Below are 26,099 nucleotides of genomic sequence, written 5' to 3'. Positions count from 1 at the left end.
GGGTCTCTCCTAATCGTCGTTCTGCTTCAGCGGCCCAGGAACTGCGGGGCGCGCTTTTCGAGGAAGGCGGCCGTGCCCTCTTTCTTGTCCTCCGTCCCGGCGCACAGGCCGAAGTAGGAGGCTTCGAGGAAGAAGCCCTCGCTCTGGCTCGTATCCATTCCCTTGTTCACCGCTTCGAGCGATTGCTTCACAGCGATCGGAGCGTTCGAAGCGATCATCTTCAGGATGGCTTCGGCACGCGCCATGAGATCGGCTGCCCGTACGACCTCGTTGACGAGCCCGATGCGATAAGCCTCCTGTGCGCTGATTGTCTCTCCGGATAGAATGAGCTGGAGCGCGCGACCCTTTCCGACCAGGCGCGGCAGCCGCTGCGTGCCGCCGCCGCCGGGAAGCAATCCCAGCTTGACCTCGGGCTGGCCGAACTTCGCGTGCTCGACGGCGATGCGGATGGTGCACGCCATGGCCGTCTCGCAGCCGCCGCCCAGCGCAAAGCCGTTGATTGCCGCAATCACTGGCTTGCCGAGATTCTCGATGAGATCGAGAACCTCCTGTCCGTAGCGGCTGGACCGTTCGGCGTCGATCGCACTCGCATGCGCGAGCTCGCTGATGTCGGCGCCGGCGATGAATGCCTTGTCGCCCGCGCCGGTGAGAATGACGCCGCGCACCGCAGCGTCCTCTCGTGCATCCTCGAACGCTGCCCGCAGGTCCTTCCATGTCGCCGTGTTCAGGGCGTTGAGCACCTTTGGCCGGCTTATGGTCACATAGGCGGTCGCGCCGCGCTTTTCGTAGAGCACGTTTGCGAGTGTCGGTGTTGTCGATGACATGTTGATCTCTCTTTCTTGGAGTTGCGAGCCGACGCAAAGGCACGCCGGCGCGCTTTGGGGTCTCAGACGAAAGCGCTGAATCCGGTGATCGCCTTGCCGACGATCAGGTTCTGCATCTGGTAGGTGCCCTCGTAGGAATAGAGCGCCTCGGCATCAGCAAAGAAGCGCGCGATGTTGTAGTCGACGATAATGCCGTTGCCGCCGAGAACCTCTCGCGCCCAGGAGACCGTCTCACGCGCCTTGGCCGTGCAGAACGCTTTCGAAAGCGCGGCTTGCTGGTCAGTCAGCTTGCCTTCGTCCGCGAGCTGGGCCGTGCGAACCACCATGCCCTGGCAGGCGGTGATGTTCGCGAGCATCTTCGCAAGGAGGTCCTGAATGAGCTGGAACGAGGCGATCGGCTTTCCGAACTGCAATCGCTCCTGAGTGTATTTGAGCGCGTGCTCGTAGGCACCCATCGCGCATCCCGTTGATTCCCACCCCACGTAATACCGCGTCCCCCGCAGCACGCGCGCGGTGTCGCGGAAGGACTGGGCGCCCGATGCGAGGTGATTTGCGTCCGGCACCCGACAGTCCTTCATCGTGATCTGACCGTTCTGGACCACCTTGAGCGCCATCTTGTTCTGCATCTTCTCGACGCTGAAGCCGGGTGTGTTCTTGTTCTCGACGATAAAGCCCTTGACCTGGTCGTCGTCGATGTCTTTCGCCCAGATGATCGAGATATCGCACCAGGGTGCATTGCCGATCCATCGCTTCTGGCCGTTCAGGACCCAGGTGTCGCCCTCGCGCTTAGCGGTCGTGGTCAGGCCGCCACCCGCTCCCGAGCCGACCAGCGGCTCGGTTAGGCCGAAGCAGCCGATCTTTTCCATGCGCGCCATCGGCGGCAGCCATTTTTGTTTCTGTTCCTCCGATCCAGCGACCGCGATTGAACCCATCGCCAGGAAGTTGTGGACGCCGAAGAAGGTCGCGAACGAAGCATCGACCCGCGCCATTTCCACTCCAATGAGGCCGACCAGCAATTGATTGCCGCCGGCGCAGCCATACCCCTGGATGCCGAGGCCGCCGAGGTTCAGCTCTTTGACGAGGGGCACCAGCTCGAACGGGAATGCGTCCTCGACCCAGTACTTGTTGATGATCGGCGCGACGTTGGACTCCATGAACGTGCGCACCTTCTGATGGATCGCGCGTTCCTCAGGGGTCAGGAGGTCGGCGTAGTTATAGAAATCGCTGTTCGGAGCCGGTAGCGGCTTCGAGGTTTTGGTGAGCATTTTCGACTCCTGTTGCTGTGTTTGAAAGCGTGGGGCACCGGCGCAGTTGCAAATCTCACACGAAGGCGCTGAAACCGGTGATCGCCTTGCCGACGATCAGGTTCTGCATCTGGTAGGTGCCTTCATAGGAGTAGATCGCTTCGGTATCGGCAAAGAAGCGCGCGACGTTGTAGTCAACGAGGATCCCGTTGCCGCCCAGCACCTCGCGGGCCCACGCGACCGTTTCCCGCGCTTTGGACGTGCAGAACGCCTTGACAATTGCTGCCTGCGCATCAGTCAGCTTGCCTTCAGTCTCCAGCTGCACCGAGCGAACCAACATAGATTGACAGGCCACGATGTTAGCCAGCATCTTCGCCAGCAGCTCCTGAATGAGCTGGAACGACCCGATCGGTTTGCCAAACTGCAAGCGCTCCTGGGAGTATTTCAGGGCATTTTCGTAGGCTCCCATCTGGGCACCGGTGATTTCCCAGCCGACGCCATGCCGAGTACCGCGCAGCACCAGCGCAGGGTCACGAAATGTTCCTTTGCCTCCCTGAAGACGATTCGCATCGGGAACGTGGCAGTCGGTCATCGTGATCTGGCCGTTCTGCACCACCTTCAGCGCGATCTTGTTCTGCATCTTGTCGATGCTGAACCCGGGGGTCACCTTGTTCTCGACGATGAAGCCCTTGACCTGGTTGTCGGTCACGTCGCGCGCCCAGACGATCGAGATGTCGCACCACGGCGCGTTGCCGATCCAGCGCTTCTGGCCGTTGAGGATCCAGCTGTCGCCTTCGCGTTTCGCCGTGGTCATGAGACCAGCACCGGTCCCTGAGCCCACCAGCGGCTCGGTCAGCGCGAAGCAACCGACCTTTTCCATGCGCGCCATCGGCGGCAGCCACTTCTGCTTTTGCTCCTCGGTGCCCGAGAGGTAGATGGAATTCATCGCGAGACCGGTGTGCACACCATGGAAGGTGCAGAACGAAACATCGGTCCGCGCGATCTCGAGGGCGACCAGGCCGAACAGCAAGGGGCTTCCGCCCGGGCAGCCGTAACCATTAATGCCGAGACCGGCGATGTTTAGCTCCTTGTACGACGGCAGCAGCTCGAACGGGAACGAGTCCTCGACCCAGTGTTTGTTGATGATGGGTGCGACCTTCGTCTCCATGTAGGCGCGCACCTTCCTTACGATCCCCTGTTCCTCGTCGCCCAGCGTTTCAGCGAATTGAAAGAAGTCGCTATTTGGCAGCGGAAGCTGTTTTGGGGCTTTGGTGAGCATTTTGGGTCTCCTATTGTGGGCTTGAAAGCCGGGAACCTGCGCCTGCAGCGGATCGTCACTCGGCTGCGACTTCGCGCGGAGCAACTGTCTCCGACCGCTTGCGCAGTTCGATGAGGCCGAGCAAAATCTCGTCGCGCGCATGCTCCAGCTCCTGGACGGAGCGGGATCCGACTTCGGCATGGACGCTGTCGATGAGCTTTTTCTGCACTTCCGGGCTCAGCACGGGCGAACCGAGGGTCTTCCACCAGGCCGACATCGGACCGGTGAACTGGTGGAAGAAGTGCTCGATGCCGCCCGGGCCGCCGCCGAGGTGGTTAAGCATCATGTTGCCCATGATGCCCCAGCGCAGGCCCGGCCCCCAGGAGAGGGCGGTGTCGACGTCGGCGGCGCTGACAATTCCCTCGGAGACGAGGTAATAGACCTCGCGGCCCAACGCGGCCTGCAAGCGATTGGCGACGTGGCCAGGCAGCTCCTTGTTGATGCGCACCGTCTTTTGTCCGATCGACGTGTAGAACTCCGACGCGCGCTGGATTGTCGCTTCCGAGGTCTTGGCGCCGCCGACGATCTCGGTCAGCGGGATCAGGTGCGGTGGATTGAAGGGATGACCGATGACGCAACGCTCGGGATGCGTCGGGGCGCCCTTCTGGATCTCGCTCATGGTGAGCCCGGACGAGCTCGATGCGATGATCACGTCGGGTGGTAGCAGCTCATCGAGCTGGCCGTAGAGTTTCTGCTTGAAATCGATCCGCTCGGGGCCGTTCTCCTGGACGAGGTCGACGCCGGCGACCGCCTGCGCGAGATCTGCCGTGAACTTGAGGTTCGACTGCGACGCTCCCGCCGACAGGCCCAAGCGCTTGAGCGCCGGCCAGGCCGTCTCCACGAACTTGCGGAGCGAGGCCTCTGCGTTCGGCGCCGGGTCGGTTGCGACAACCTGCAGTCCTTTGGCGAGGAACAGCGAGGCCCAGCTCGCGCCGATCACGCCGGTGCCGATGATGGCGATGCGGTGAATGGGTTTGGCGTTGGTCATGTCATGTCTCCGAATAGTTCGTCAGATTTCGGCGTAGGCGATGCCGGTGAGGTTGCCCTGGGCGTAAAGGAAGTTGCGCTGGTTCTTGCCGTCGAGATCGGCGGAATAGACCGAGCCAGCGAAGTCGGTGACGAACATCCGGTTGCCAGGCACGTCGAGCGCGATGCCGATGGCTTCCATCAAGTGCGTGACGACGATCTCCGGTGTCGCCTTCGTGTCGATCGGCGCGCGATTCACCGTGTTGCCGCGCGGCGGATCGCCACGATCGGTCCAGTAGAGCACACGGTTCGCCACATCGAGCTCGAGGTCGATCGGCTCCGGCAGACGGTCGAACAGCACCTCGATGTCGGAACGGTTCGTCGGGGTCTCGCCCTTCGGGATCTCGATGTTGGCGCGGAAGATGCGGCCCTGCTCGCCATTGTCGGGGCCCTTCTGCGTCCAGTAGATTTTCTTGAACTTCGGATCGATGGTGATCCCGACGCACCACCGGTTTTGGTCGCGCGCATCCGCGTCGCCGCGTCCGGTCTCGACCAGCGTTTCGACCTGCGAGCCATCGAGATTGGCGCGCATCACGCGCATGCCCTCGCGGTCGCACCAATAGAGCTTGCTGTTCGCCTTATCGAGGTGGATCTGCTTCGGCGTGTGGGTGATGCCCTGCGGGACGATGACCTTGCGATTCCCGCCGTCGAGGTCGGCGCGCTCGATGGACCCGTCGTTGAGCGGGGGAGCGCCCATATTGGTCCAATAGATGTGACCCGCCTGAACATCCACGACGATGCCGTCGGGGAGGCGGCCATCGGTGACGATGACCTTGCGGTCGGAACCATCGGGATTCATCGAGTGAACGCGGTCGCCGCTCAGTTCGAGAACGAAGAGTCGGCCGGTGCGGGTAACATTCGACGAGTTCTTCGACTTGGTGGTTTCGAGTGACGTCATGGTCTGTCCTTCTGTGCGGAGTATCAAATGCGTTGCCTACTTGTTGAGGCTGGCCGTTCTTCCTGTGTGCCCGTGATGGTTTGGACGGGGTACATAGGCGTAGGTGCTGCGATTGATCGTCGCGATGCCGCTGTCTGTGTTCGTTGGATTCAGGAAGCACTCTCCGCCGATGCCGGAACGCGTTGCCTGGCATTGCTCCATGGAGTTGAAGCCGCAGTCTTTGGTGAAATCACCGTCCAGGCTGCAATAGTCGCCGGCGCGCGCTGCAGACGGGGCGAACATTGCGCCGAGCGCAATTGCCACGGCCAAGGTCGCGGCGGGAATGGTCGTTGTTCTCAATGCGGCTGCGGTCATCTGGATCTCTTTCGTTGCCTGCGCTGGGCGTTATTTGATCCGGATGTGACGTGGACGCGAGTAAAGCGCAGCAAATCGCGCCAAATCGTTGCGAGTGCGTAAGCCGGTGTTGGTCGGATCCGCCAACTGTCTCTAATCTGCTGACAGCACAACGCGCGGCATCGGGTGATGCCGCGCGTTGCGAGGATCGTGGACTGCTACTTCTTGTCCGGCAGAGCGTAGGCGATCAGGGAGTCGCCCCCCGGCGTCATCATGAAGTGATGGCCGCCCGCCATGATGACAACGTACTCCTTGCCGTCCTGCTCGTAGACGATCGGCGTGGCCTGGCCGCCGGCGGGGAGCACGTCGCTCCAGACGATCTCACCGGTCTTGATGTCGATCGCCTTGATCAGATCGTCGGTTGCTGCCGAGATGAAGATCAGACCACCGGCCGTCACGACCGATCCGCCATTGTTCGGCGTGCCGATCTCGAGCGGAATGAAGGTCGGCATTCCGAACGGGCCATTGCGGCGAGCCGAACCGAACGGGCGATCCCACAGCGTCTTGCCGGTGGCGAGATCGATCGCACGGATGCCACCATAGGGAGGCCGCGTGCAGAGCACGCCAGTCGGCATCTGCCAGCCCGCGTTGACGAGGATGCCATAGGGCGTTCCCGTCTGCGCGCCGGCGCCTTCAGCGCTTGAGGCGCTTCCGGCCGCACGCGGATCACCGGCGGGGAACAGTCCCATCGCGTCCGCGTCCTTGCGAGTGACAAGCTTGTCGTAGTTGGGCATGTCGTTGTAGTTCGCGATGATCACCCCGCGCTGCGGATCGACGGCGACGCTGCCCCAGTCCGACCCGCCGTTGTAGCCGGGATATTCGAGATTGTGGCGGTCGAGCTCCGGCGGAGTGAACGGGCCCTCATAGCGAGCACGCTTGAAGTTGATCCGGCAGATCATCTGGTCGATCGGCGAGATGCCCCACATGTCGTGCTCGACCAGATCGGGCTTACGCAGCGTGTGGTAACGCGAGAACGGCTGCGTTGGAGAGCGCTGGTCGGGCTCGGCGCCGCCCTGCGGGACGGCAACTTCGTCGACCTGGTGCAGCGGCTTGCCGGTGGCGCGGTCGAGCACGAACATGTCGCCTTGCTTGGTCGGCAGCAGCACTGCTGGCACCTTGCCGCCGGCGGTGGGGAATTCGACCAGGGTCGGCTGGGAGCCGAGGTCGTAGTCCCACACGTCGTTATGCACGGTCTGGTACACCCAGCGCGGCTTGCCCGTCTCCACATCGAGCGCGACCAGTGCGGAGCTGTACTTCTTCTCCTCATCCGAGCGCAGCGAGGTGTAGTAGTCGCCCGCCGAATTACCCATCGGGAGGTAGACGAGCCCGAGCTTCTCGTCGCAGACGGCGGTCGTCCACATGTTCGGCGTGCCCAACGAGTACGGCTTGCCGTCCGGCGGCAGCTTCGTCACCTCCGGCTGGTTGATGTCCCAGGCAAAGCGCAATTCACCCGTGACAGCATCGTAGCCGCGGATGACGCCCGATGCTGCCCAGCGGCGTTGACCATCGAGCACCTGATGTCCGGTGACGACGACCCCGTGCACGATGACAGGAACGCCAGTGATGGCCGCTGTGCCCGGAACGACGGGCGTGATGGCGCCCGTGGCGCTATCCTTCTGCGCAAGTCCGACCTTGAGATCGGCGGCGCCGTTCTTGCCAAAATCCTGGCACGGCTGGCCCGTCTTGGCGTCCACCGCGATCAGGCGCATGTCGAGCGTTCCCTCGATGATGCGGGCCGCGCAGGCCTCGCCGGGCGTCGCCTTGGGATTCTCATAGTATGCCACGCCGCGGCAGGCCGCCGTGTAGGGCACCCAGGATGCCGGAACCTCGGGATCGTACATCCACTGCTTCTCGCCTGTCGCGGCGTTCAGCTTGAACAACTTGTTCATCGGGGTGCAGCCGTAGATCGCATTGTCGATCTTGAGCGGCGTCAATTCCGATCCGTATTTCTTCGGAATGTCGCCCGTGTGGAAGGTCCATACGCGCTTGAGGTCCTTGGCATTCGCGGGCGTGATCTGCGCAAGGTCCGAAAAGCGCTGTGCGCTCTGACCGCCGCCATAGGCGTTCCACTCACCCTTCTTGGGCGCATAGGCGGAATCCGCGAAGGGAGCGTTTGCGCGCGCCTCAGGGAGCTGGTTCGGTGCCGCCTGCTGATTGAAGATCGGGATGAGAACCGCGAGGGCCGCGACGAAGAAGCCGGAGCCCGCGAGGCCCAAATTGCGTGCCCGCCGCCCCACCGCCCGGTCGAGTACCGGAGCCACCAGGATTGCCAGCACGAGCAGGACGAAAGGTCCGACAAGCCGCGGGATCAGCTCCCAGCCAGACAGGCCGACCTCCCAAAAGCTCCAGACAGCCGTAAAGGCGACCGCGCCGATATAGATGTAGACGCCTGCGATTTTGCCCTTGATCATGAGCAGGCCCGCAGCGATCAGCATCGCGCCGGCCACAACGTAGTAGAGGCTGCCCCCGAGCGAGGCGAGGTAAGCACCGCCGCCCGCGAGGATGCAACCGAGCAGGGCGATCACGCCGCCCAACAGCGCAGGCGTCCATGCGAGGTATCTCTGCAATTCCGAGGTCCGGTCTCGTGTTGGTGCAGCCGGGCCTGTATGGACTGTCGAAGACATGTGGTTCTCCTTTTTCCGATGTTTCGAGACGCCGCCGAGCCGCCGAGGCGACCCGGCGTTGATGCGCCGTGAGAGCTCGGCGATTGGTCGCCGCTGCTAATTGAGCTCGGCGCGGGCGTATGAGTTGATTTCGAGGCCGACCGCGATCTCGACTACGCGCGGGCTGGTCCACTTCTGTGCCGGGGCCACCCGTTCCGATGCAGGAAGTTGCTTCGTCAGTGACGGGTTGAGGCCAAGGGTGGTGGTCATGCGGATCTCCATTGTTTCGCAGTGCGTGATTTGACGCGCATTTGCCGCCATCGCGAGTAAAGGCCGGCAAATCGCGCCAAATCGCTGCTAACCAGAAGGTGGGTTCCACGTAGTTCGGATCAGGACGACCACGGACGGCTGGCATTTCTCAGCCGATCGGGTACGATTTCTGCAGGCCGGAGAGGCGCCTGCGCGCATGACGCACGTAAAGCTTGGCTAGCCGAACTCAATGGGGAGTTCGAATGCCGGAGGCTGATGGATGGTGTCGCATTCGCTGAACGTTGCGCACTCCGACGATCACTCTCAGGTCTTGTGGAAAGACAGCGATCGCGTCTTTCACCGCGGCTGGAGATTGGACGATGACGGCACGCGCCGCAGTGTGTTGTTCGTCGCCCCCGCCGCCGAGCATCCGTCCCGCTCTTGCCTCGATCGTCTCACGCACGAATACGAACTAAGGGATGAACTCGAGGCCACGTGGGCGGTGCGTCCGCTGGAGCTCGTGCGCGAAGCCAATCGAGTCAAGCTGGTGCTCGATGACGCGGGCGGCGAGCCGCTCGAGACGTTGCTCGGCATGCCCATCAAGGTGGAACGTTTCCTGGGCCTCGCCATCGCTGTTACCTCGGCCGTCGGCAAGCTTCACCAACGTGGCCTCATTCATAAAGACATCAAGCCGGCCAACATCCTACTCAACGACGCGACCGGCGAGGTGAGGCTGACGGGGTTCGGCATCGCCTCGCGTTTCGCGCGCGAACGTCAGTTGCCTCATCCTCCCGAGACGATCGCCGGCACACTCGCCTACATGGCGCCGGAGCAGACCGGACGGATGAATCGGTCGATCGATTCCCGCAGTGACCTCTATGCGCTTGGCGTCACCTTCTACCAAATGCTCACCGGTGGACTTCCGTTTGCCGCTGCGGAGCCAATGGAATTGGTGCATTGCCATCTCGCCAAGCTACCGGTGCCGCCTGCCGAGCGGCTGAAAGAGATTCCGGTCGCTGTCTCAGCCATCGTCATGAAGCTGCTCGCGAAGCGGGCGGAAGATCGCTATCAAACGGCGGCCGGCCTCGAAAGCGATCTTCGCTACTGTCAGACCGAGTGGGCAGCGCAGCGCCAGATCGATGATTTTCTCCTCGGCAAACACGACACATCCGACCGCCTCCTGATCCCAGAAAAACTCTACGGGCGGCGACGCGAGGTCGACATTTTGCTCGCAGCCTTCGATCGTGTCGTTAAGGGCGGCGCGCCCGAACTGGTCCTGGTCTCCGGCTATTCCGGCATTGGCAAATCCTCCGTGGTCAACGAGCTGCAGCCGGTGCTGGTGCCGCCGCGCGGCCTGTTCGCTTCCGGCAAATTCGATCAGCTCAAACGGGATGTTCCCTACGCAACGCTGGCACAGGCGCTTCAGAGCCTGGTCCGGCCGCTGCTCGGCAAGAGTGACGCCGACCTTGCGCCATGGCGTGACGCGCTGCAGGAGGCACTGGGGTCCAACGCGCGACTGATGGTGGATCTCGTTCCTGAGCTGAGGGTTCTCGTCGGCGAGCCGCCGCCGGTCCCCGAGCTTCCGCCTCAGGACGCGCAGCGGCGCTTCCAAATGGTGCTTCGGCAATTGATTGGTATCTTTGCCCGGCCGGAACATCCCCTGGCAGTGTTCCTCGATGACTTGCAGTGGCTCGACGCAGCGACGCTCGACCTTTTGGAAGACCTGTTGAGCCGGTCCGAACTCCGCAATATTTTCCTCATCGGCGCTTTTCGCGACAACGAGGTCACGGCGGCACATCCGCTCATGCGCAAGCTGGAGGCGATCCGGGCAACCGGAAGAGTGCAGGACATCAAACTTGCTCCGCTCACAACCGAACATCTGTACGAACTCGTCGCGGACACGCTCCGCTGCGACGCGGAGCAGGCCGGTTCGCTTGCAAGTCTCGTGCACGCGAAGACCGACGGCAATCCGTTCTTCGTCATCCAGTTTCTTCACGTGCTCGCCGACGAGGGGCTGCTGGCCCTTGATCATGCGCGGGGGCGATGGTGTTGGGATATCGGCGGCATCCATGCCAAAGGGTACACGGATAATGTGGTGGAGCTTCTGGCCGGGAAGCTGACGCGGCTACCGCTCGACACGAAAGACGCGTTGCGACAACTCGCGTGCCTCGGCAACGTTGCCGATTTCAATATCCTTTCGGTCGTTCTCAGAACGGCCGAGGAACAGGTGCACGCGGCTCTCTCGGAAGCCATGCGTCAACAACTGATCGATCGCCTCGTGTGCTCATACAAGTTCATTCACGACCGGGTGCAGGAAGCGTCCTATGCGCTGATTCCGGAAAAGTCGCGCGCGGAGTCGCATTTGACTATCGGCCGCCTACTGCTGGCGCGGGCTTCACCGGAAAAGCGCGACGAGGCGATCTTCGAGATCGTCAACCAGCTCAACCGCGGCGCAACGCTGATCACGTCCCACGAGGAACGCGAACAGCTGGCAGAGCTGAACCTGGCCGCCGGCAAGCGCGCCAAGGCGTCGTCGGCCTATGCCTCCGCACTGACCTATCTCACCGCCGGTGCGGCTCTGTTGCCCGGGGATACATGGGAGCGCCGGCCTGACCTCGCCTTTGAACTGGAGCTGCATTCGGCCGACTGTGAGGTTTATGCGGGCGCGGCGCAGTCTGCCGACCAACGTCTGGCGGCACTGGCACAGCGCGCGCTCGGCACAGTCCAAAAATGCCTCGTGGCCTATCGGCGGGTGGATCTATGCGCAATGCTTGGGGCGGGCGAAAGGGCCGTGACAATTGCCCTGGATTGTTTGCGGCATGTAGGCATCGATTGGTCAGCGCATCCCACCGAGGCGGACGCGCGTCGCGAGTATGAGCGCATTTGGTCATTGCTCGGAGATCGCTCGATCGAGGATATCGTTGACCTGCCGCTGATCCAGGATCAGGAGGCAAGAGCAACGCTCGATCTGCTCAGCAGCCTCGCTCTGCCGGCCATGTACACCGACAAGAACTTGCACGCCCTCAGCGTCTGCGCGGCCACAAATCTCAGCCTGGAGCACGGCATCAGCGAAGCGGCGCCGTTTAACTACGTGGCAGTGGCGATGCTCGCCGGCCCCCGCTTCGGCCAGTACGTTGAAGGCTATCGATTTGGAAAGTCGGCCTGCGATCTGCTTGAACGCCGCGGATTGACAGACTTTGGGGCGAAGACCTACGTCGCCTTTGCGATTGTGGTCCCGTGGACACGACCGCTAAGAGAGGGCATTGAACCGTCACGTCGCGCCTTCCAGTTGGCGAAGGATCACGGCGATCCGACATATGCCTCACTTGCCTCCCGTGGTCTCAGCAGCATCCTTCTTGCGTCGGGTCATCCACTCGACCAATTCGAGCGTGAAGCCCAAGACGCATTGGCGTTCGTGCAGAGGTATGGACTCTTCCTCGACAGACTTTCCGCGCCGATCGCGCTTGCCCGGACCCTGCGCGGGAAAATCGCGAAGTTCGGTTCCCTCGACGATGGTAAATTCACGGAGCGCTCCTTCGAGGACCGCATCACGGGTCAACCCGCTCGCGCCTTTTTGGAATGTTACTACTGGATCCGGAAGCTCCAGGCGCGCTACTTCGCCGGCGACTATGTTTCGGCCTTCGAGGCAGCGGAGAAGGCGGGGACATGGTACGCAACTTCCCGGGCGCTGTCGCTCTTTCCGGCGGAGAAAGCCGAATGGCATTTCTATGCCGGCCTGTGCCGGGCAGCTCGGTGTGAGCCCTTCGGCCCCGAGCCGTACGCCAAGCATCGAGACGCGCTTGGCGACCACGAGCGGGAGCTACGGGCCTGGGCGGCGACTTGTCCTGAGAATTTCGAGAATCGTGCAACGCTGGTCGCTGCCGAGATTGCCCGGATTGAGGGGCGTCCGCTCGAGGCCATGGACCTTTACGAGCGCGCCATCGTGTTGGCGCGGACAAACGGTTTCGTCCACGATGAAGCGATTGCTTACGAGCTCGCGGCCCGCTTTTACGAGGCGCGAGGCCTCGAGGAAATTGCGCATCTCTACTTGGGAAACGCCCGGTGCGGTTATCAGCAATGGGGCGCCGACGGAAAGGTACGACAACTTGAGCAGCTTCATCCGCGGCTAAGGCGGGACGAGCGCGCGCGGGGTCAAACGGGTACGATCGAGGCGCCGGTGGAACATCTCGATCTCGCAACGATGATCGAAGTCTCGCAGGCGCTCTCTGGCGAGATGGTTCTCGAAAAGCTTATCGATAGGCTGCTGCGAGCGGCCATCGGGCACGCCGGCGCCGAGCGAGGTCTCTTGATCGTTCCGCAAGGAGATGTGCTGCAGATAGAAGCGGAAGCAATCGCTGGTGGAGACAATGTAATCGTGCGTCTGCGGGACGGATCCTACAGCACGGCCGCGTTGCCGGAGTCGTTGGTGCGTTATGGAACGCGCACCCATGAGACTGTGATTCTCGACGATGCGTCATCTCAGAATGAATTTTCTGCCGATCGCTATATTCTTCAGAGTCGCGTCCGTTCTATTCTCTGCTTGCCGCTGATCAATCAGGGAAAGCTCACAGCGGTACTCTACCTTGAGAACAGTCTAACGCCGAACGTTTTCACGCCAAACCGTGTTGCTCTATTGAAGGTACTGGCGTCGCAGGCGGCAATCTCGCTCGAAAACGCGCGGCTCTACCATGACCTTGCGAATCGCGAACAGAAGATTCGGAGTCTTGTCGACTCCAACATCATCGGGATAATCATTGTTGACCGTGAACGTCGAATTATTGAAGCCAATGACGCATTTCTACGTATGCTAGGATATGATCGTGTAGACTTGGCCTTGGGCAGAGCGAGCTTGACCGAGCTGACCCCGCCGGAATGGCGCGAAGTCGATAAACGTCGCTGGGCAGAATTGGTCTCGACCGGGCTCGCTCAGCCCTTCGAGAAAGAATATTTCCGGAAGGATGGCAGCCGCGTTCCCGTGCTTGTTGGTGCTGCCACGATGCTCAAGGAAGGAGGCAACGAGGGCGTTGCGTTCGTACTCGATCTGACTGAGCGCAAGCGGGCGGAGGAGGCGCTGCGACGCAGCGAAGCCTATTTGGCTGAAGCCCAACGCTTGAGTCATACCAGCAGCTGGGCCTTGGATGTGCGCCGTCGAGAGTTCGTGTATTTATCGTCCGAAGCATACCGCCTTTTTGGGTTCGATCCGAAGAAGGACATAAGATCACCCCAGCATTTCTATGATCGTATCCTTCCCGAGGACCGAGAGCGGGTCATCGAAACGGCGCAACAGGCGGTTCAAGAGAAAGCAGGTCGCGAAGTCGATTTTCGCATTGCACTTCCAGACGGATCGATCAAGTACGTACATTCCGTGGGGCATCCCTTGCTCGGAACGGATGGCGAGGTAGTCGAAGTGGTTAGTACGCATATCGATGTTACCGAGCAGCACCTCGCAAACGAGGCGCTGCAAAAGGCCTTCGACGATATCAAGAAGTCAGAAGATCGCCTTCGACTGGTCGTCGACACAATTCCAGCGTTGGTCTGGCGCGCCAACCCGGATGGGATTCCCGACTTCCTCAATCAGCCGGCCCTCGACTACACCGGCCTCAAATTGGACCAGGCCGAAACCGGCTGGCCTCGCGCCTTTCATCCGGAAGACAAGAAGGGCATGTTGCAAAAATGGACTGCAATACGGGAGTCGGGCATGCCCGGCGAGCTCGAAGCCCGACTTCGCCGCTTCGATGGTGAATATCGCCGGTTTTTGTTCCGCGGCGTGCCGCTGCGCGATGAGTTGGGCAATATTGTCAAATGGTACGGGTCGTCTACTGACATTGAGGATCGGACACAGGCGCTGGCGCGGTTGCAGCAGATGCAGTCGGATCTCGCGCACATGAACCGCGTGAGCGTGATGGGAGAACTGGCGGCTTCGCTCTCTCACGAGATCGCACAACCGATCGCCAGCGCGCGCAACAACGCTCGGGCGGCCCAGAATTTCATGAAGATGCAGCCGCCGGAGCTGGGCGAGGTCCGGGAAGCGCTCTCCTGTGTGGTTGCGGACGCGGATCGATCCGCGGAGATCATCGATCGCATCCGAGAGCAAATCAAGAAAGCCCCGCCGCGAAAGGAGCGGTTTGATCTCAACGCCGCGATTAGGGAGGTGATCACACTAGGGCAAAGCGTAACCGTCAGGAATGGCGTTTCGGTCCAGGCTCGGCTTGCGGAGGGGCTGGTCCCGGTTCTGGGGGATCGTATTCAGCTGCAACAAGTCATGCTGAATCTGATTCTGAATGCGGCTGAAGCAATGAGCTCAATTGAAGAGGGAGCAAGAGAGCTGTTGATCAGCACCGAGCAGGACCGAGCAGGCGCCCTTGTGGGCGTACGCGATTCCGGGCCTGGCATTGATCCGGCGCATCTCGATCGGGTCTTCGAGGCCTTCTACACCACCAAGTTCAGTGGAACTGGCATGGGGCTGTCGATCTGCCGGTCCATCATCGATGCTCATGGGGGCAAGCTTTGGGCTGAAGCGAATGAGCCTCGCGGTGCTGTGTTTCAGTTTACCTTACCAGCTGCCGAATTAGAGCTCACGATCCCCGGTCAGGCGAGCTCGCGATCGTGAGAGCCTCACGAACGCATCGTGTGAGTTGCTCTTCGTCTAGGGGCTTACGCAGGTAACACATGACGCCGCCTTCCAGCGCGCGAGCCCGGTCGACGTCATTGGGAAACGCCGTCACGAGGATCGTCGGAATCGCGTGCCCCCTATCGACAAGGTGCCGGCGGAGCTCGAGCCCGGTCATGGCGGGCATATGAATGTCGGCGATAAGGCAGGCTGTATCGGGCAGGTACGGGGATGCAAGAAATTCGGCTGCAGAAGAGAAAATTTCGGCCGCATAACCCAGCGATCTCATGAGCCTGCTCATCGACTCACGAAAATACCGATCATCATCGACGACCGAAACCAACAGCTTCTTCATCATGTCCCTATGGAAGTACGTTTGACCCCGTCTCGCGGGCGACCAGCTATGCCGACGCTCCTCACGGAATTACTCGATGTGTAGAAGAATGCCACCAGTGCAACGTCGGCACCCCATAAACTTTGGCTTAGCTCGACGACAACCGAGAAGCCGAGCTGCCACCGCTCGTTATCGAAGGCTTGGCTGGCCAAGCGCGGTCACCAGGATCATCGGCAACCGCAGAGCCAGATCCGAGCGTCGTAAGCCTTCGTATCGCCGGTCCGCTTCCTTTGGGTGTTCGGCGTCGACCTGCGCTCAATTGAGGAGCTGCTGGCGATCCTCCTAGTCTGCACGCATCCGAAATGCGCTCAGGCCAAAAGGAGAGAACAATGCCTTACCGCTCGGAAAGTAACCGGCCTGAAAAGGCTATGCGATGTGCAATCTGTGAAGGCAAGTTCGGTCTCGTCCGCCACTATTCGTGGCGAACCCAGCTTTGCTCCCGGAAGTGCGTTGATCACTTCAGGGCTCGTCGCCAAATTGACGGCAATTGGTTGGGCTGGCTCCCGATCGCCTTCGACCAGTCATTCGAACGCCGCGCGAGAGCATCATGACGCTGCAGATCTCGCAACGAGGCAAGCAGTATCTGAAGACGGCAGAGACATTGCTCCGCAGCGCAAAAGCCGCGACGGATCAGGCGATCGCGGATCAGCTCAAGGCCCTTGCCGACAACTACGAGCGGCGAGCTGAGGAGGCTTCACGCGATGATGCCGCCAAAGCATTTGCTCGAGCGGCCGCGAGAGCTGATAGCGAGCGGCTTGCATGAGCTGACGGGCGGCGTCGCTCAGTCTCTGTCCGGCGAACAGAAGATCGTCCGGCCGAACTCGATCGGCGCGTCGGAGGGGCGCGCTGCATCAGCACTGCATAAACTTTGGTGTACCCCCCGGGCGCAGCCTCCGCCAAAAATGGGGCTGTTCAGGTTCCAGGATTGGGACTAAAAATGAACGATCTTGCCAGATTCTGGGGCGGATTTTTGCAAACTCTTTCGAGTGGCAGCGATGTCTGACTCAACCTCCACCGTGTTGGTCATCGACGACGATCCGGACCTCCGCGCTTCCGTCGGACGCCTACTGCGATCACTCGGCATAAATGTTCAGCTATTTGCTTCCATTTCCGACTTCCTCGCGTCCGATCTCCCGGATGGCCCCACCTGTCTGGTGCTCGACATCAGATTGCCCGGCCAAAGCGGCCTCGATCTCCAGCGCGAGCTCGCTGCGGCGAATCGGGAAATCCCGATCATCTTCGTCACCGGGCACGGCGACATCCCGATGTCGGTGCAGGCCATGAAAAGGGGCGCCATCGAGTTTCTGACCAAGCCGTTCCGCGATCAGGATCTCCTCGACGCCATTCAGCTTGGGCTCTCTCGCGATCGTGCACGGCGGGAAAATGACAAGGACCTGGCGGCTCTCAGGGAGCGCTTCGGATCGCTGAGCCCAAGGGAGCGCGAGATCGTAATTCAGGTTGCGCGCGGTCGCCTGAGCAAACAGATTGCCCACGATATCGGCATCGCCGAAGCCACGGTGAAAGTGCATCGTAGCAGGGCGATGCACAAGATGCAGGCCGGTTCGCTTCCCGAACTCGGCCGGATGGCCGACAGGCTCAAGCTGGTGCCCGACGCGCCGCAACGTTCCTAAGCTTCCGACGCAGACCGGATCGGGTTTTCGGGCTAGGCTTCTCATGCGAGCTGTCCGGCTAGCGCTGGAGCGACACCATCTCCGCCCGTGGATCGGGAAGGACCAACTCGAAACCCCGAAGCGTCCGAAACTGCTCACTGCAATTCAGGTTTGAGGAGGGGCTGGCCTAAGTTCTTCGGCGACGATCGTCCATCTCAGGCTCGATGCCGATCAGGCCGCGGGTCAGCTCCACTCAACTGTGGATGAGCAATGGCATTAGCCACTATAGCTGCCGGCTGCTACGCGCAGAATATCCGAGCGATGAAGGCCCATGTCGGCCAGTTCGCGATCGCTGAGCTGGGATAGCTCGGCGATATTGCGCCGACGGTCCCGGAACGCCTTGATCATGTGGATGAGCGAAAGCAACATTGGTAAGTCTCCTTGTCTTCGATTCAGCGTTCCGACGTATGCAGCTTAAAGACGTCGCGATCAGTCGCTCAATTGGGCGTGGGCCATCGTCGGGCACCCTAAGGAGGCACGGAACGATACAAGGGTTTATGGCGCTCGCTCCTGGTCTTGGGTGCTCTTGGCGCATCAATGCCATCACTGATGTCACATCGAGCTAGAACGACCACCCGACAAGGCCACGGCGCTCGTGCGACGCGGTTGCCCTTAACGGCTGCCATGTTGATGTTGATCGCAAGCCTGCAGTATGCGGACAAAATCGGCCATGCTGGATCGATCCCGATCTTCGACGATAGCCGCAACCTGAATCTCTTGCGCGGGCTGGCTCTCTCGCCAGAACCGCGTGATGAGATCGGTGATGTTTCTCATGGCGTGCGCTCCGCAGCCAATTGTGGCGGTAGATTGCTGGAACGGCACCGAGCGGTTCAATCAGGAGAAAGGCCGGCGGGCGCTACGCCGCCGACCTTGTCCTGCAACTGCCGGCTCGCGGGCCAGTTCCGTTGCTATCACTCTGCATTGGTAGATAGCGCCGAGCATTTGGGTGACGCTATTGCGCGCGGGTATGGTGTGATCGGACTTAGGAACGCTCGGGCTAGTTAGCCGGTGTAAGTCGACGACGCATTGGTTTAGTCCCAGGCTCAGCTGGCTTGCTCGGCCGCGATTGTCTGCTTCCATCGACTTCCAGCGAGGTTCGCTATTGCTCGGCCATTGGTTGGCGAGCAGACATCGGGCCCCGATTTATGATGACGACCTGATCTGCGGCCTCTTTGATCCCGCTACAGCACGCAGCCTTCACCCGGCTTGTAAATCTAGGTTTAGGCAACGCAACCAAATCTGTCATTGCGCGCCACCGGCGTGGAATAGCTTGAAGCACTCCAAACCATCAAGCTGCGCCTCACCAGCATCTCCTCCGGGAGTAGCCCTGCAAAAGCACGCGAGGTCATAATGCGCGCATCAGAATCGACTGCAGCTATTGGAAGCTTGGCGCGATTTGAGTCCGAATCGGGACTGGACTTGAGACGCGCCATTCCCGTTCCGGATGCGGATAACCCGCTCTCCGAGAAACGGGTTGCAGTGGCTGGCGCCGCTCCAGCCAAAGTTTCGTTCGGACCGTTCTGCCTGCTTCCAACGCAGTTTCTTTTGCGCGAGGGCGACAAGCCCGTAGCGCTTGGGAGCCGGGCTCTGGAGATTCTGATCGCTTTGCTCGAACGCCGCGGTGAACTGGTCAGCAAACGGGACTTGATGGCCCGGGTCTGGCCCAATGTCTTTGTCGAGCCCGCCAACCTCACGGTCCATATGTCTGCGCTGCGTCGCGCGCTGCGTGACGGCCAGGACGGGCATCGGTTCATCGTCAACATTCCCGGACGGGGCTACTGCTTCGTCGCAGCAGTGCATGTATCGGGGCAAGAGAGCTGAGCGCGCGTGGCGCAGCATCCGCAGAGGCAGTGCCGTGGTCGCGATAACAACAGAGCAGCCGTTCACAATCGCGAAGATTCCCATCGGCTCCTGGAGCTTCGCCATCCGGGTCTGGCTGGCTACCATCCTGGCCTTGTTCGTAAGCTTTTGGCTGCAGCTTGAAGTACCGACCACGGCGGCGCTTACTGTTGCCATTCTTGCCGAACCGACCCGCGGCCAAGCACTGGACAAGGCCGCTTTTCGACTGCTCGCCACTGTTGTGGGCCTGACAGCGTCGATCGTAATTACTGGCCTGTTCTCGCAAGCGAGAGATCTGATCCTGGCGGCGTTTGCCGTGTGGCTTGGACTTAGCGTCTTTGCGGCGAAGCTTTTGGACGGCTACCGCGCCTATGCCGCGGTGTTGTCGGGTTATACGGTCGCGCTTGTTGCCACACAGCAGATCGACACTCCGCAGCATGTGTTTGAATCCGGCATGGCGCGCGGCGCCGCGATCGCGGTCGGCGTTCTGTCGATTGCAGTGGTCAATACGTTGGCGTTTGCCCCCGATCGCCATCCGCAGCTCGTAGCGCAGCTCGCGGCGATCCATCGCCGCATTCGCGATTATGCGATGGCAGCGTTCCGCGGCGAACCAGATGACCTGACGGCATTCGCGACGCTGCTCCGGGACATCGTAACGCTCCGTCCCGAAATAGCGAGCGTGACTCTCGAATCGAGTAGCAGCCCCGTCATGAGCGCAGCCGCCCGCAGCGTGGCCGTTGGTCTCATTGCTGAATTGCAGGCGGCTCGCGTCCTTAGCGAGGATGGTGCCGACGGCCGCGGTGTCGAGAGCAAAGCCGAGGCGCAGAACGAGCTGCTTCGCCTGGACCAACAGGTTCGCGAGGATCTGCTGGCCTTGAGATCAGTCAGGTGGCCATCGCGATTATGGCGCGCGCCCTTGTATCGTTCTTATCGAATTGCCGCCGGAAGCGGTATCCGCGCCATTCTATGGCTTGCAATTGCTTCGATTTCCTACGTCTGGGCTGGGTGGCCCGCGGCGAGCGTATCAATGTCATTTGTTGCCCTTATCGCCGGATTGGGAGCCACGACCCCGAATCCACGCGGCTTCACAGTCATCGCGCTGGTTGGTACGCCGATCGCTGTTGTTCTGACCGGCGTTCTCGAGTTCATCATCCTTAATGGCGGCGACGAATTTCCCCTGTTGGCCATCGGTCTTGCTCCCTTTACGGTCGGTGCAGCACTCCTGATGACCTCCAAGAATCCGCTGTGGTCGGCACTCGGCCGCGTCAATTTGCTTTTCATTCCGGCCATCCTGGCGCCGAGCAATCCACAGACCTACAATCCGCAGACCTTCCTGTATACGTCACTATTTCTCGCCGTGGCAGCCGCCCTCCTGCTGACGGCACAGACGCTGATCCCTCCCGTCTCCGAGGACCAGCGCAGGATGCAGCTGCTCGCTGAGGCTCGAAACGAGCTGAGGGATCGGGTCCACCCGGATGGAGAGAGTCCGGAGGAAGCAACGTTCCGCGACGCGTCGCGGATCGGGCAATTTCTCGCTGCTGGAGGCGCGCAGGACAGTCGCGCTCTTGCTGAAATGCTCTCTTGCTTCGACCAATCGGTAATGCTGCGGCTTTGCGATGCCAAGCTGACGCAGTTCACCGATGGGCCGCTCGCACAACTCGCAGCTAAGGCCCGCGAGGCGATTGTCGAGCGCGATACGGTCATCTTGCGCGCCATTGCAAATCAGTTGCGCGAGGTGACCTCGCAGAATGGCTCCATCGAAGAGGAAGCCGCTGCTTGCCTGATCTTGACATGCAAGGCAGTTGATCGGGGTAACGAGACCAAGTCTGCCGGGGAGATGGTCTGATGGCGCACACGTTTCCGGAACTGGTGATCGGGGGCGTTCTGTTGGCGCCGTTTGTAACGTATTTGCTGATCACTCTTGTCGTCGCCATCGTTCTGCGACCCCTTCTTCATGTCGTCGGCTTTGCGAAGCTGTTCAGCCACGCCCCGGTTGCAGAGCTGAGCCTGCTCGTAACGGTTCTTTGCTTGTTGATTCTGCTGTTGTTCTAGAGGAGATCGCCATGGGTGAGACCATTGATGATGAGGTCTATCAGCAAGACGAGGTGAAGGCAGCGGTCGAGTGCTTCCCGCCGCGTTTCGGCGACGCATCAGCTCGTCAAGGCGGTGAATCTGACGAGATCGCACCAAGAATACCGGAACGCGATCCAGGCGACGAACCGGCGGTCTCTCCGTCGCGAAGGTCCACGGCCCGATGGCGAAGCGACGCCTTGCGATCCGCACGGCTTCTGTTGCGCAAGGTGGCAACAGCTGGGATCGCCATCGTCGCGGCGCTGATCGCACTCGTGACTTGGGACCACTACAACGCCGGGCCCTGGACCCGCGATGGGCGCGTGCGCGTGCAGGTGGCGAGCGTTGCGCCGGAGATCTCAGGCAAGATCAAGGAACTCAGAATCGTCGACAATCAGTTCGTTCATAAGGGTGACGTCCTGTATGTGATCGATCCATTCGACTTCGAGGTTGCACTGCGAACGAACAAGGCAGCCCTGCAGCAAAAGTCGGCTGACTTGAACGTTAAGCAGTTGCAGGCAGAGCGCCGCCGCCGCTTGTCGGACCTGGCGAGCAGCACCGAAGAGAAGCAGGTTTACGAGGGAAATGCGCTCCAGGCAAAAGCGGCCGTCGAGTCGGCTCAACAGCAGGTGGCGCAGGCGGATATCAATCTGCAGCGCACCGAAGTGCGCAGTCCGGTGAATGGAATCGTCACCAATCTCCTGCTCCGGGAGGGTGACTACGCGCATCTTGGTGCTGCAAACGTCTCCATCATCGACACGGATAGCTATTGGGTCGACGGCTATTTCGAGGAAACAAAGCTGGCCCGGTTATGCGTAGGTGATCGCGCCGAGGCAAAGCTAATGGGTTACGCAATGCCTATAATTGGACACATCGCGACGGTGACGCGTGGCGTCAGCGTATCCAACGCAGCGGCCGCGACACAGGGATTACCCAATGTCGATCCAGTCTACACCTGGGTGCGGTTGGCGCAGCGAGTGCCGATCCGGATCGCGATCGACCAGGTGCCAGCCGGCGTGCCGCTGGTGTCGGGCTTGACCGCAACCGTCACGATCCGGGACGGCGAGAACAAACCGCTGTTGCAAAAAGCCCGCTCCGAGCTCGAAACGAGCTTTTTCGGATTGATCGGCGGAACTTCGGCTCGGCCGGACTGCATCCCTGGCCCCTCGTCGCCTTAGCCATGGAAGGCCGCTATTCGCTGGGCATACTGCTGTCTCTGCTGTCGACAGGGCGTGATGCCGCCATGCTCACGGGGAGGCAGTGGATTTTCTGGCGCATCCGAATCCGACGCGCGCCATTCCTAAGCCAAGGTTTATGAGGAGCAACCAGGGGCCGTACTCGGAACGACCCGCGTGCAATAGAACGAGGTCCGTCGAACTGCAATTCTCTTCCTGATAATTCGTCTTGCGGAGTTAGGTCATGAGGAGAATAGCCGTGGTCGTCGCGTCCGCTGCGCTCAATGCGTTCACGATTCCCGCGGTTGCGACGGAATGTACGTCGATCAGGGATATCGATGCGTCGCGGTCACGCTGGGAATTGTTGCGCAGCCAGCCTGCCAGGGACGCCGACAAGGAAAAGATCTGCCGTGCCTACGCCACCTCGTTTTATGAGTCGGTGACACTTCGGCAGGTCGAGGCGAGGTGCGCCGGCGGCGGACGAAATCTCGTTGTGCTCGACTCAGAGATCAACGCGTTCAACGACCTGCTGGCGACGAAGTGCGGCGGTTGAGCCCCACCGCCGAGCGGCTGGCCGCAATCCTCGAGGTGCTCAGATGATCCTGTTTCCGCTCATGACCACGTGGATGTGGTTCCAAATCTGACCCCTTCAACCGAACCTCGTGGAATGTGGTTCAATTGATGACGTCACCGCTGTTGGTGCCTGTTCCGCATCGTCGAGCTCAGCGGCAACGCTGAGGTGGCGATTTGTCTCAGCTGAAGGAGGTGAACATGACCCAGGTATTCTTCCACTGCTCCAATACGAAGAAGGTTTTCCTCGATCACCGCGGCGCCGTGGTGGACGACCTCGCTGAGGCGCGCGACCTCGCGACCCGCGTCGTGCAGTCGGTCACGAACGAGAGCAGCCGCGAGGACTGGCGCGACTGGGTCGTGCATGTCAGCGACGATCAGGGCGATGAATTGTTCGTCGTGCCCTTCACATTGATCATCGGCAAGTCGCATTGATGGTCGTCCAGGCCTGCCGGTCCGTGTCACGCACTTTTTATTGCTCGTGACCATCCGCGAGCTTCAAAGCCGCGCCAGGGCACCCAGATCAACATTAGGAATGATGGTCATAATTCAACAGGAGCCGCTATGGGTGAGGTCATTCGATTTGTCTCGAAATCAGAGCGCGAGCGCATCCGCCTGATCCTGGAAGCCCGCGCCATATATGACAGCGTCTTCCCGCCGGCCAATCCGGACAGCGAGCGGAACACGGCGCCGGCAATCGGAGCCAGTGGCCTCATGGCCCAACGCGGTGAAGGGGCTTCGTCGTGATTGCGGTCATTGCTCTGCTGTGCAGCCTGTCTTCCCCGACGAACTGCCACGAGCAGACCGTCACCACGTCTGACTTTGCTAGCGTCTCTGTGCAGTCATGCTTGATGGGCGCGCCGCAGCTTGCCGACTGGATGAAGGAGCATCCCGCCGAGCGTCTCGCAGCATGGCGCTGCGTGATCGGCAAGCAGGGCGGCAGGGGAGCTTAGTTTGAAAAGCGGATCATTTCTCCTGGCGAATGTGGTCGGTACACGAGATGCACATTCGCGACGATTTGCGGGGATTTGGTCTGCTTTACTCGCACCGGCGTTCCGCGTCGGGTACGAGTTTGCCTCGCGAAAGTAGACAGCTTTGCAGATGCTCGGCGCCGGGCCCCCCTGTCCCTTCGCCGTAGCCCGCGGCGGCCGGTCCTTCCCCTCCCGAGGACCGGCCGCCCCTTTAAGGCTTGACGGCGGCAACGCCGGATCGAATGCGCGTCGGATCACTTGGGCGCAATCGTTGAGCACAAACCCGATGGAGATGTGCTTCTATGACGTACGATCATTTCTTCACCGCAGCGCTTGCTCGTCTCCACGCCGAACGGCGCTACCGCGTGTTTGCGGACCTCGAGCGCATCGCTGGGCGTTTCCCGCACGCAATATGGCATTCGCCGGATGGTCCGCGTCCGGTCGTGATCTGGTGCTCGAACGATTACCTCGGCATGGGCCAGCATCCGAAGGTGATAGGTGCCATGGTCGAGACCGCGACCCGCATGGGTGCCGGCGCGGGCGGTACCCGCAACATCTCCGGCACCAATCATCCTCTGGTCGAGCTGGAGCGGGAGCTCGCCGATTTGCATGGCAAGGAAGCCGGGCTGGTCTTCACCTCGGGCTACGTCTCCAACGAGACCGGCATCCCGACCATCGCGAAAATGCTGCCGAACTGTGTGATCCTGTCGGACGCCTGGAACCATAATTCGATGATCGAGGGTGTGCGGCGTGGCGGCGTGGAGAAGAAGATCTGGCGCCATAACGACGTCGGCCACCTCGAAGCTCTGCTGGCGGCCGAGGCACCCGAGCGGCCGAAGCTGATCGTGTTCGAGGCGCTGTACTCGATGGACGGGGACGTCGCGCCGGTAAACCGAATCTGCGATCTCGCCGAGCGCTACAGCGCCATGACCTATATTGACGAGGTCCATTCGGCTGGCATGTATGGCCCGGCCGGCGCCGGCATCGCGGCGCGGGAAGGGGCCCTGCACCGTATCGACGTCGTCGAGGGCACGCTTGCGAAGGCCTTCGGCTGCCTCGGCGGCTACATCGCGGCCAATGCCGACGTCATCGACGCGGTGCGCTCCTACGCGCCGGGATTCATTTTCACCACCGCGCTGCCGCCGGCTGTCTGCGCCGCAGCCACCGCGGCGATCCGGCATCTCAAGGCTTCGCAATGGGAGCGCGACCGCCATCAGGACCGCGCTGCGCGGGTAAAGTCCGTACTGAATGCCGCCGGCCTGCCGGTCATGCCCAGCGAAACCCACATTGTGCCTGTCGTGGTGGGTAATCCGGAGAGATGCAAGGAGGCGAGCGATCTCCTGCTCGCCGAGCACGGCATCTATGCTCAGCCGATCAACTATCCGACCGTCCCGCGCGGCACCGAACGGCTGCGCATCACACCGACGCCTTATCACGAGGACGCATTGATAGACCAGCTTGCTGAAGCGCTGGTCGATGTGTGGGACCGGGTCGGACTGCCGCTGCGACAACGCGCGCTCGCAGCAGAATAATCAGAATGCATACTGCATTGGAGTCTGCCGCAGCGAAATGGGTAAACCGCCTCGAGGAACGTTTCCAACGAAGCGAGTGGACCGAAACCATTGGAGCAAACAATGAAGAATCTTCTCACATATGCGATTGCCGCCGGTTGCCTGATCGCTTTCGGATCCGTCTCACATGCCAACTCAGCGTACGACGGATCTTGGGACCTCCTCTTCGTGACGCAAAGAGGTGCTTGTGATCCTACATACAATTTCTCCGTCAACATCACCGACGGCTTCGTCACGCATCCCAATCTCGTGAAGTTTAGGGGTCATGTGGCGCGCTCGGGCGCGGTCCGCGCTTCGGTGAGCGTTCCAGACAAGTATGCGTCGGGTTCAGGTCGGCTCTCGGGTAATTCCGGTCGCGGGACGTGGAGCGGCTTTTCGGGAAACGCGCGTTGCTCAGGCTACTGGACCGCCCAGCGAAACTGACGAATCTTCCTCCTCTGATTGCTTACTCGGCCGAGCCGGCGGAGCTGAATCCGCGGGCATCTGGTGCGGGCGTCGAGCTAGGGGCAACGAGAACCCAGTAAGATACGCCTCATGCGAAAGAATGGATGATGAGGTATCGCAGGTTCGGTTGGTGTGCGGAAAGGCGGTAGCGTTCCCCCGACTTGAGCCGTCGACGGACCGGCAAATGCCAACGGATCGATATGCCTGCCTTCGGCTTCGTTGGTCGCCGA

At 61.1% G+C, this 26,099-nt stretch carries 24 protein-coding genes; 13 read left to right on the top strand and 11 right to left on the bottom strand.

The window, feature by feature from the left end:
• Positions 1-26: 26 nt before the first annotated feature.
• From ACVMB1_RS29695 to pqqA, 8 genes are all read right to left on the bottom strand, one after another.
• Entirely contained in the window at positions 27-794 is a 768-nt protein-coding gene (locus tag ACVMB1_RS29695) for an enoyl-CoA hydratase-related protein (protein ID WP_456849470.1), read from the bottom strand.
• Positions 795-886: 92 nt separating this feature from the next.
• Positions 887-2,089 (bottom strand): acyl-CoA dehydrogenase family protein, encoded by a 1,203-nt coding sequence (locus tag ACVMB1_RS29690; protein ID WP_456849468.1) that lies wholly within the window; start codon positions 2,087-2,089, stop codon positions 887-889.
• Between the two features lie 55 nt (positions 2,090-2,144).
• Positions 2,145-3,347 carry an acyl-CoA dehydrogenase family protein gene (locus ACVMB1_RS29685; protein ID WP_456849465.1) on the bottom strand — a complete coding sequence of 401 codons (1,203 nt, stop codon included), beginning with the start codon at positions 3,345-3,347 and terminating at the stop codon, positions 2,145-2,147.
• Positions 3,348-3,402: 55 nt separating this feature from the next.
• Positions 3,403-4,374: a 3-hydroxyacyl-CoA dehydrogenase NAD-binding domain-containing protein gene (locus ACVMB1_RS29680; RefSeq protein ID WP_456849463.1), complete on the bottom strand. Its 972-nt coding sequence runs from the start codon at positions 4,372-4,374 to the stop codon at positions 3,403-3,405.
• 21 nt (positions 4,375-4,395) lie between these two features.
• Positions 4,396-5,310, bottom strand: coding sequence for a 3-hydroxyacyl-CoA dehydrogenase (locus ACVMB1_RS29675; RefSeq protein ID WP_456849461.1), 915 nt, complete (start codon positions 5,308-5,310; stop codon positions 4,396-4,398).
• Between the two features lie 36 nt (positions 5,311-5,346).
• Positions 5,347-5,664 (bottom strand): DUF3551 domain-containing protein, encoded by a 318-nt coding sequence (locus ACVMB1_RS29670; RefSeq protein WP_456849459.1) that lies wholly within the window; start codon positions 5,662-5,664, stop codon positions 5,347-5,349.
• Positions 5,665-5,861: 197 nt separating this feature from the next.
• Positions 5,862-8,327 carry a membrane-bound PQQ-dependent dehydrogenase, glucose/quinate/shikimate family gene (locus ACVMB1_RS29665; protein WP_456849457.1) on the bottom strand — a complete coding sequence of 822 codons (2,466 nt, stop codon included), beginning with the start codon at positions 8,325-8,327 and terminating at the stop codon, positions 5,862-5,864.
• A gap of 96 nt (positions 8,328-8,423) precedes the next feature.
• Entirely contained in the window at positions 8,424-8,576 is a 153-nt protein-coding gene (pqqA, locus tag ACVMB1_RS29660) for a pyrroloquinoline quinone precursor peptide PqqA (protein WP_456849455.1), read from the bottom strand.
• A gap of 259 nt (positions 8,577-8,835) precedes the next feature.
• Between pqqA and ACVMB1_RS29655 the strand changes: the two genes are divergently transcribed.
• Positions 8,836-15,165 (top strand): AAA family ATPase, encoded by a 6,330-nt coding sequence (locus tag ACVMB1_RS29655; protein WP_456849453.1) that lies wholly within the window; start codon positions 8,836-8,838, stop codon positions 15,163-15,165.
• Here ACVMB1_RS29655 and ACVMB1_RS29650 read toward each other — a convergent pair.
• The gene (locus tag ACVMB1_RS29650) at positions 15,131-15,523 is read right to left on the bottom strand and encodes a response regulator transcription factor (protein WP_456849450.1); all 393 of its coding nucleotides are present in this window, start codon (positions 15,521-15,523) and stop codon (positions 15,131-15,133) included. The genes ACVMB1_RS29655 and ACVMB1_RS29650 overlap by 35 nt on opposite strands.
• A gap of 583 nt (positions 15,524-16,106) precedes the next feature.
• Between ACVMB1_RS29650 and ACVMB1_RS29645 the strand changes: the two genes are divergently transcribed.
• Complete coding sequence (locus tag ACVMB1_RS29645) at positions 16,107-16,322, top strand: hypothetical protein (RefSeq protein ID WP_456849448.1); 216 nt, start codon at positions 16,107-16,109, stop codon at positions 16,320-16,322.
• 232 nt (positions 16,323-16,554) lie between these two features.
• A complete protein-coding gene (locus tag ACVMB1_RS29640; RefSeq protein ID WP_456849446.1) occupies positions 16,555-17,190 on the top strand; it encodes a response regulator transcription factor in 636 nt (211 codons plus the stop codon).
• A gap of 255 nt (positions 17,191-17,445) precedes the next feature.
• Here the strand turns inward: ACVMB1_RS29640 and ACVMB1_RS29635 are convergent, their stop codons facing one another.
• Positions 17,446-17,598 (bottom strand): DUF1127 domain-containing protein, encoded by a 153-nt coding sequence (locus ACVMB1_RS29635; protein WP_456849444.1) that lies wholly within the window; start codon positions 17,596-17,598, stop codon positions 17,446-17,448.
• A 243-nt stretch (positions 17,599-17,841) separates the two neighbouring features.
• Positions 17,842-18,003, bottom strand: coding sequence for a hypothetical protein (locus tag ACVMB1_RS29630; protein ID WP_456849442.1), 162 nt, complete (start codon positions 18,001-18,003; stop codon positions 17,842-17,844).
• 576 nt (positions 18,004-18,579) lie between these two features.
• Between ACVMB1_RS29630 and ACVMB1_RS29625 the strand changes: the two genes are divergently transcribed.
• The 10 genes from ACVMB1_RS29625 (at position 18,580) to ACVMB1_RS29580 (ending at position 25,848) form a co-directional block, all read left to right on the top strand.
• Entirely contained in the window at positions 18,580-19,050 is a 471-nt protein-coding gene (locus ACVMB1_RS29625) for a winged helix-turn-helix domain-containing protein (protein ID WP_456849440.1), read from the top strand.
• Positions 19,028-20,914 (top strand): FUSC family protein, encoded by a 1,887-nt coding sequence (locus ACVMB1_RS29620; RefSeq protein ID WP_456849438.1) that lies wholly within the window; start codon positions 19,028-19,030, stop codon positions 20,912-20,914. Before ACVMB1_RS29625 ends, ACVMB1_RS29620 begins: the two co-directional genes overlap by 23 nt.
• On the top strand, positions 20,914-21,120 hold the full coding sequence (locus ACVMB1_RS29615) for a DUF1656 domain-containing protein (RefSeq protein WP_456849437.1): 207 nt from the start codon (positions 20,914-20,916) through the stop codon (positions 21,118-21,120). The genes ACVMB1_RS29620 and ACVMB1_RS29615 overlap by 1 nt, the downstream gene beginning before the upstream one ends.
• 11 nt (positions 21,121-21,131) lie before the next feature.
• On the top strand, positions 21,132-22,316 hold the full coding sequence (locus tag ACVMB1_RS29610; RefSeq protein ID WP_456849435.1) for a biotin/lipoyl-binding protein: 1,185 nt from the start codon (positions 21,132-21,134) through the stop codon (positions 22,314-22,316).
• Between the two features lie 241 nt (positions 22,317-22,557).
• The gene (locus ACVMB1_RS29605; RefSeq protein ID WP_456849433.1) at positions 22,558-22,866 is read left to right on the top strand and encodes a hypothetical protein; all 309 of its coding nucleotides are present in this window, start codon (positions 22,558-22,560) and stop codon (positions 22,864-22,866) included.
• Positions 22,867-23,084: 218 nt separating this feature from the next.
• Complete coding sequence (locus ACVMB1_RS29600) at positions 23,085-23,318, top strand: DUF6894 family protein (protein ID WP_456849431.1); 234 nt, start codon at positions 23,085-23,087, stop codon at positions 23,316-23,318.
• 129 nt (positions 23,319-23,447) lie between these two features.
• A complete protein-coding gene (locus tag ACVMB1_RS29595; RefSeq protein WP_456849429.1) occupies positions 23,448-23,630 on the top strand; it encodes a hypothetical protein in 183 nt (60 codons plus the stop codon).
• On the top strand, positions 23,627-23,836 hold the full coding sequence (locus tag ACVMB1_RS29590) for a hypothetical protein (RefSeq protein WP_163160724.1): 210 nt from the start codon (positions 23,627-23,629) through the stop codon (positions 23,834-23,836). The genes ACVMB1_RS29595 and ACVMB1_RS29590 overlap by 4 nt, the downstream gene beginning before the upstream one ends.
• Positions 23,837-24,156: 320 nt before the next feature.
• Entirely contained in the window at positions 24,157-25,386 is a 1,230-nt protein-coding gene (hemA, locus tag ACVMB1_RS29585; protein WP_456849426.1) for a 5-aminolevulinate synthase, read from the top strand.
• Between the two features lie 102 nt (positions 25,387-25,488).
• On the top strand, positions 25,489-25,848 hold the full coding sequence (locus ACVMB1_RS29580; protein ID WP_456849424.1) for a hypothetical protein: 360 nt from the start codon (positions 25,489-25,491) through the stop codon (positions 25,846-25,848).
• The last annotated feature ends 251 nt before the right edge of the window (positions 25,849-26,099 follow it).

The organism is Bradyrhizobium sp. USDA 4504 (genome assembly GCF_054063995.1).
Note: the sequence above shows the minus strand (reverse complement) of the source record. Positions and strands in the feature narration are given on the sequence as shown.

Excerpts from the sequence above, each read along its gene's own strand:
- ACVMB1_RS29635 (WP_456849444.1), bottom strand. The coding sequence starts at position 17,598 with ATGTTGCTTTCGCTCATCCACATGATCAAGGCGTTCCGGGACCGTCGG.
- ACVMB1_RS29665 (WP_456849457.1), bottom strand. The coding sequence starts at position 8,327 with ATGTCTTCGACAGTCCATACAGGCCCGGCTGCACCAACACGAGACCGG.
- ACVMB1_RS29645 (WP_456849448.1), top strand. The coding sequence starts at position 16,107 with ATGACGCTGCAGATCTCGCAACGAGGCAAGCAGTATCTGAAGACGGCA.
- hemA (WP_456849426.1), top strand. The coding sequence starts at position 24,157 with ATGACGTACGATCATTTCTTCACCGCAGCGCTTGCTCGTCTCCACGCC.
- ACVMB1_RS29620 (WP_456849438.1), top strand. The coding sequence starts at position 19,028 with ATGTATCGGGGCAAGAGAGCTGAGCGCGCGTGGCGCAGCATCCGCAGA.
- ACVMB1_RS29685 (WP_456849465.1), bottom strand. The coding sequence starts at position 3,347 with ATGCTCACCAAAGCCCCAAAACAGCTTCCGCTGCCAAATAGCGACTTC.
- ACVMB1_RS29690 (WP_456849468.1), bottom strand. The coding sequence starts at position 2,089 with ATGCTCACCAAAACCTCGAAGCCGCTACCGGCTCCGAACAGCGATTTC.
- ACVMB1_RS29610 (WP_456849435.1), top strand. The coding sequence starts at position 21,132 with ATGGGTGAGACCATTGATGATGAGGTCTATCAGCAAGACGAGGTGAAG.
- ACVMB1_RS29655 (WP_456849453.1), top strand. The coding sequence starts at position 8,836 with ATGGTGTCGCATTCGCTGAACGTTGCGCACTCCGACGATCACTCTCAG.
- ACVMB1_RS29625 (WP_456849440.1), top strand. The coding sequence starts at position 18,580 with ATGCGCGCATCAGAATCGACTGCAGCTATTGGAAGCTTGGCGCGATTT.
- ACVMB1_RS29650 (WP_456849450.1), bottom strand. The coding sequence starts at position 15,523 with ATGATGAAGAAGCTGTTGGTTTCGGTCGTCGATGATGATCGGTATTTT.
- ACVMB1_RS29630 (WP_456849442.1), bottom strand. The coding sequence starts at position 18,003 with ATGAGAAACATCACCGATCTCATCACGCGGTTCTGGCGAGAGAGCCAG.
- ACVMB1_RS29670 (WP_456849459.1), bottom strand. The coding sequence starts at position 5,664 with ATGACCGCAGCCGCATTGAGAACAACGACCATTCCCGCCGCGACCTTG.
- ACVMB1_RS29680 (WP_456849463.1), bottom strand. The coding sequence starts at position 4,374 with ATGACCAACGCCAAACCCATTCACCGCATCGCCATCATCGGCACCGGC.
- ACVMB1_RS29600 (WP_456849431.1), top strand. The coding sequence starts at position 23,085 with ATGACCCAGGTATTCTTCCACTGCTCCAATACGAAGAAGGTTTTCCTC.
- pqqA (WP_456849455.1), bottom strand. The coding sequence starts at position 8,576 with ATGACCACCACCCTTGGCCTCAACCCGTCACTGACGAAGCAACTTCCT.
- ACVMB1_RS29595 (WP_456849429.1), top strand. The coding sequence starts at position 23,448 with ATGGGTGAGGTCATTCGATTTGTCTCGAAATCAGAGCGCGAGCGCATC.
- ACVMB1_RS29615 (WP_456849437.1), top strand. The coding sequence starts at position 20,914 with ATGGCGCACACGTTTCCGGAACTGGTGATCGGGGGCGTTCTGTTGGCG.
- ACVMB1_RS29605 (WP_456849433.1), top strand. The coding sequence starts at position 22,558 with ATGAGGAGAATAGCCGTGGTCGTCGCGTCCGCTGCGCTCAATGCGTTC.
- ACVMB1_RS29580 (WP_456849424.1), top strand. The coding sequence starts at position 25,489 with ATGAAGAATCTTCTCACATATGCGATTGCCGCCGGTTGCCTGATCGCT.
- ACVMB1_RS29675 (WP_456849461.1), bottom strand. The coding sequence starts at position 5,310 with ATGACGTCACTCGAAACCACCAAGTCGAAGAACTCGTCGAATGTTACC.
- ACVMB1_RS29640 (WP_456849446.1), top strand. The coding sequence starts at position 16,555 with ATGTCTGACTCAACCTCCACCGTGTTGGTCATCGACGACGATCCGGAC.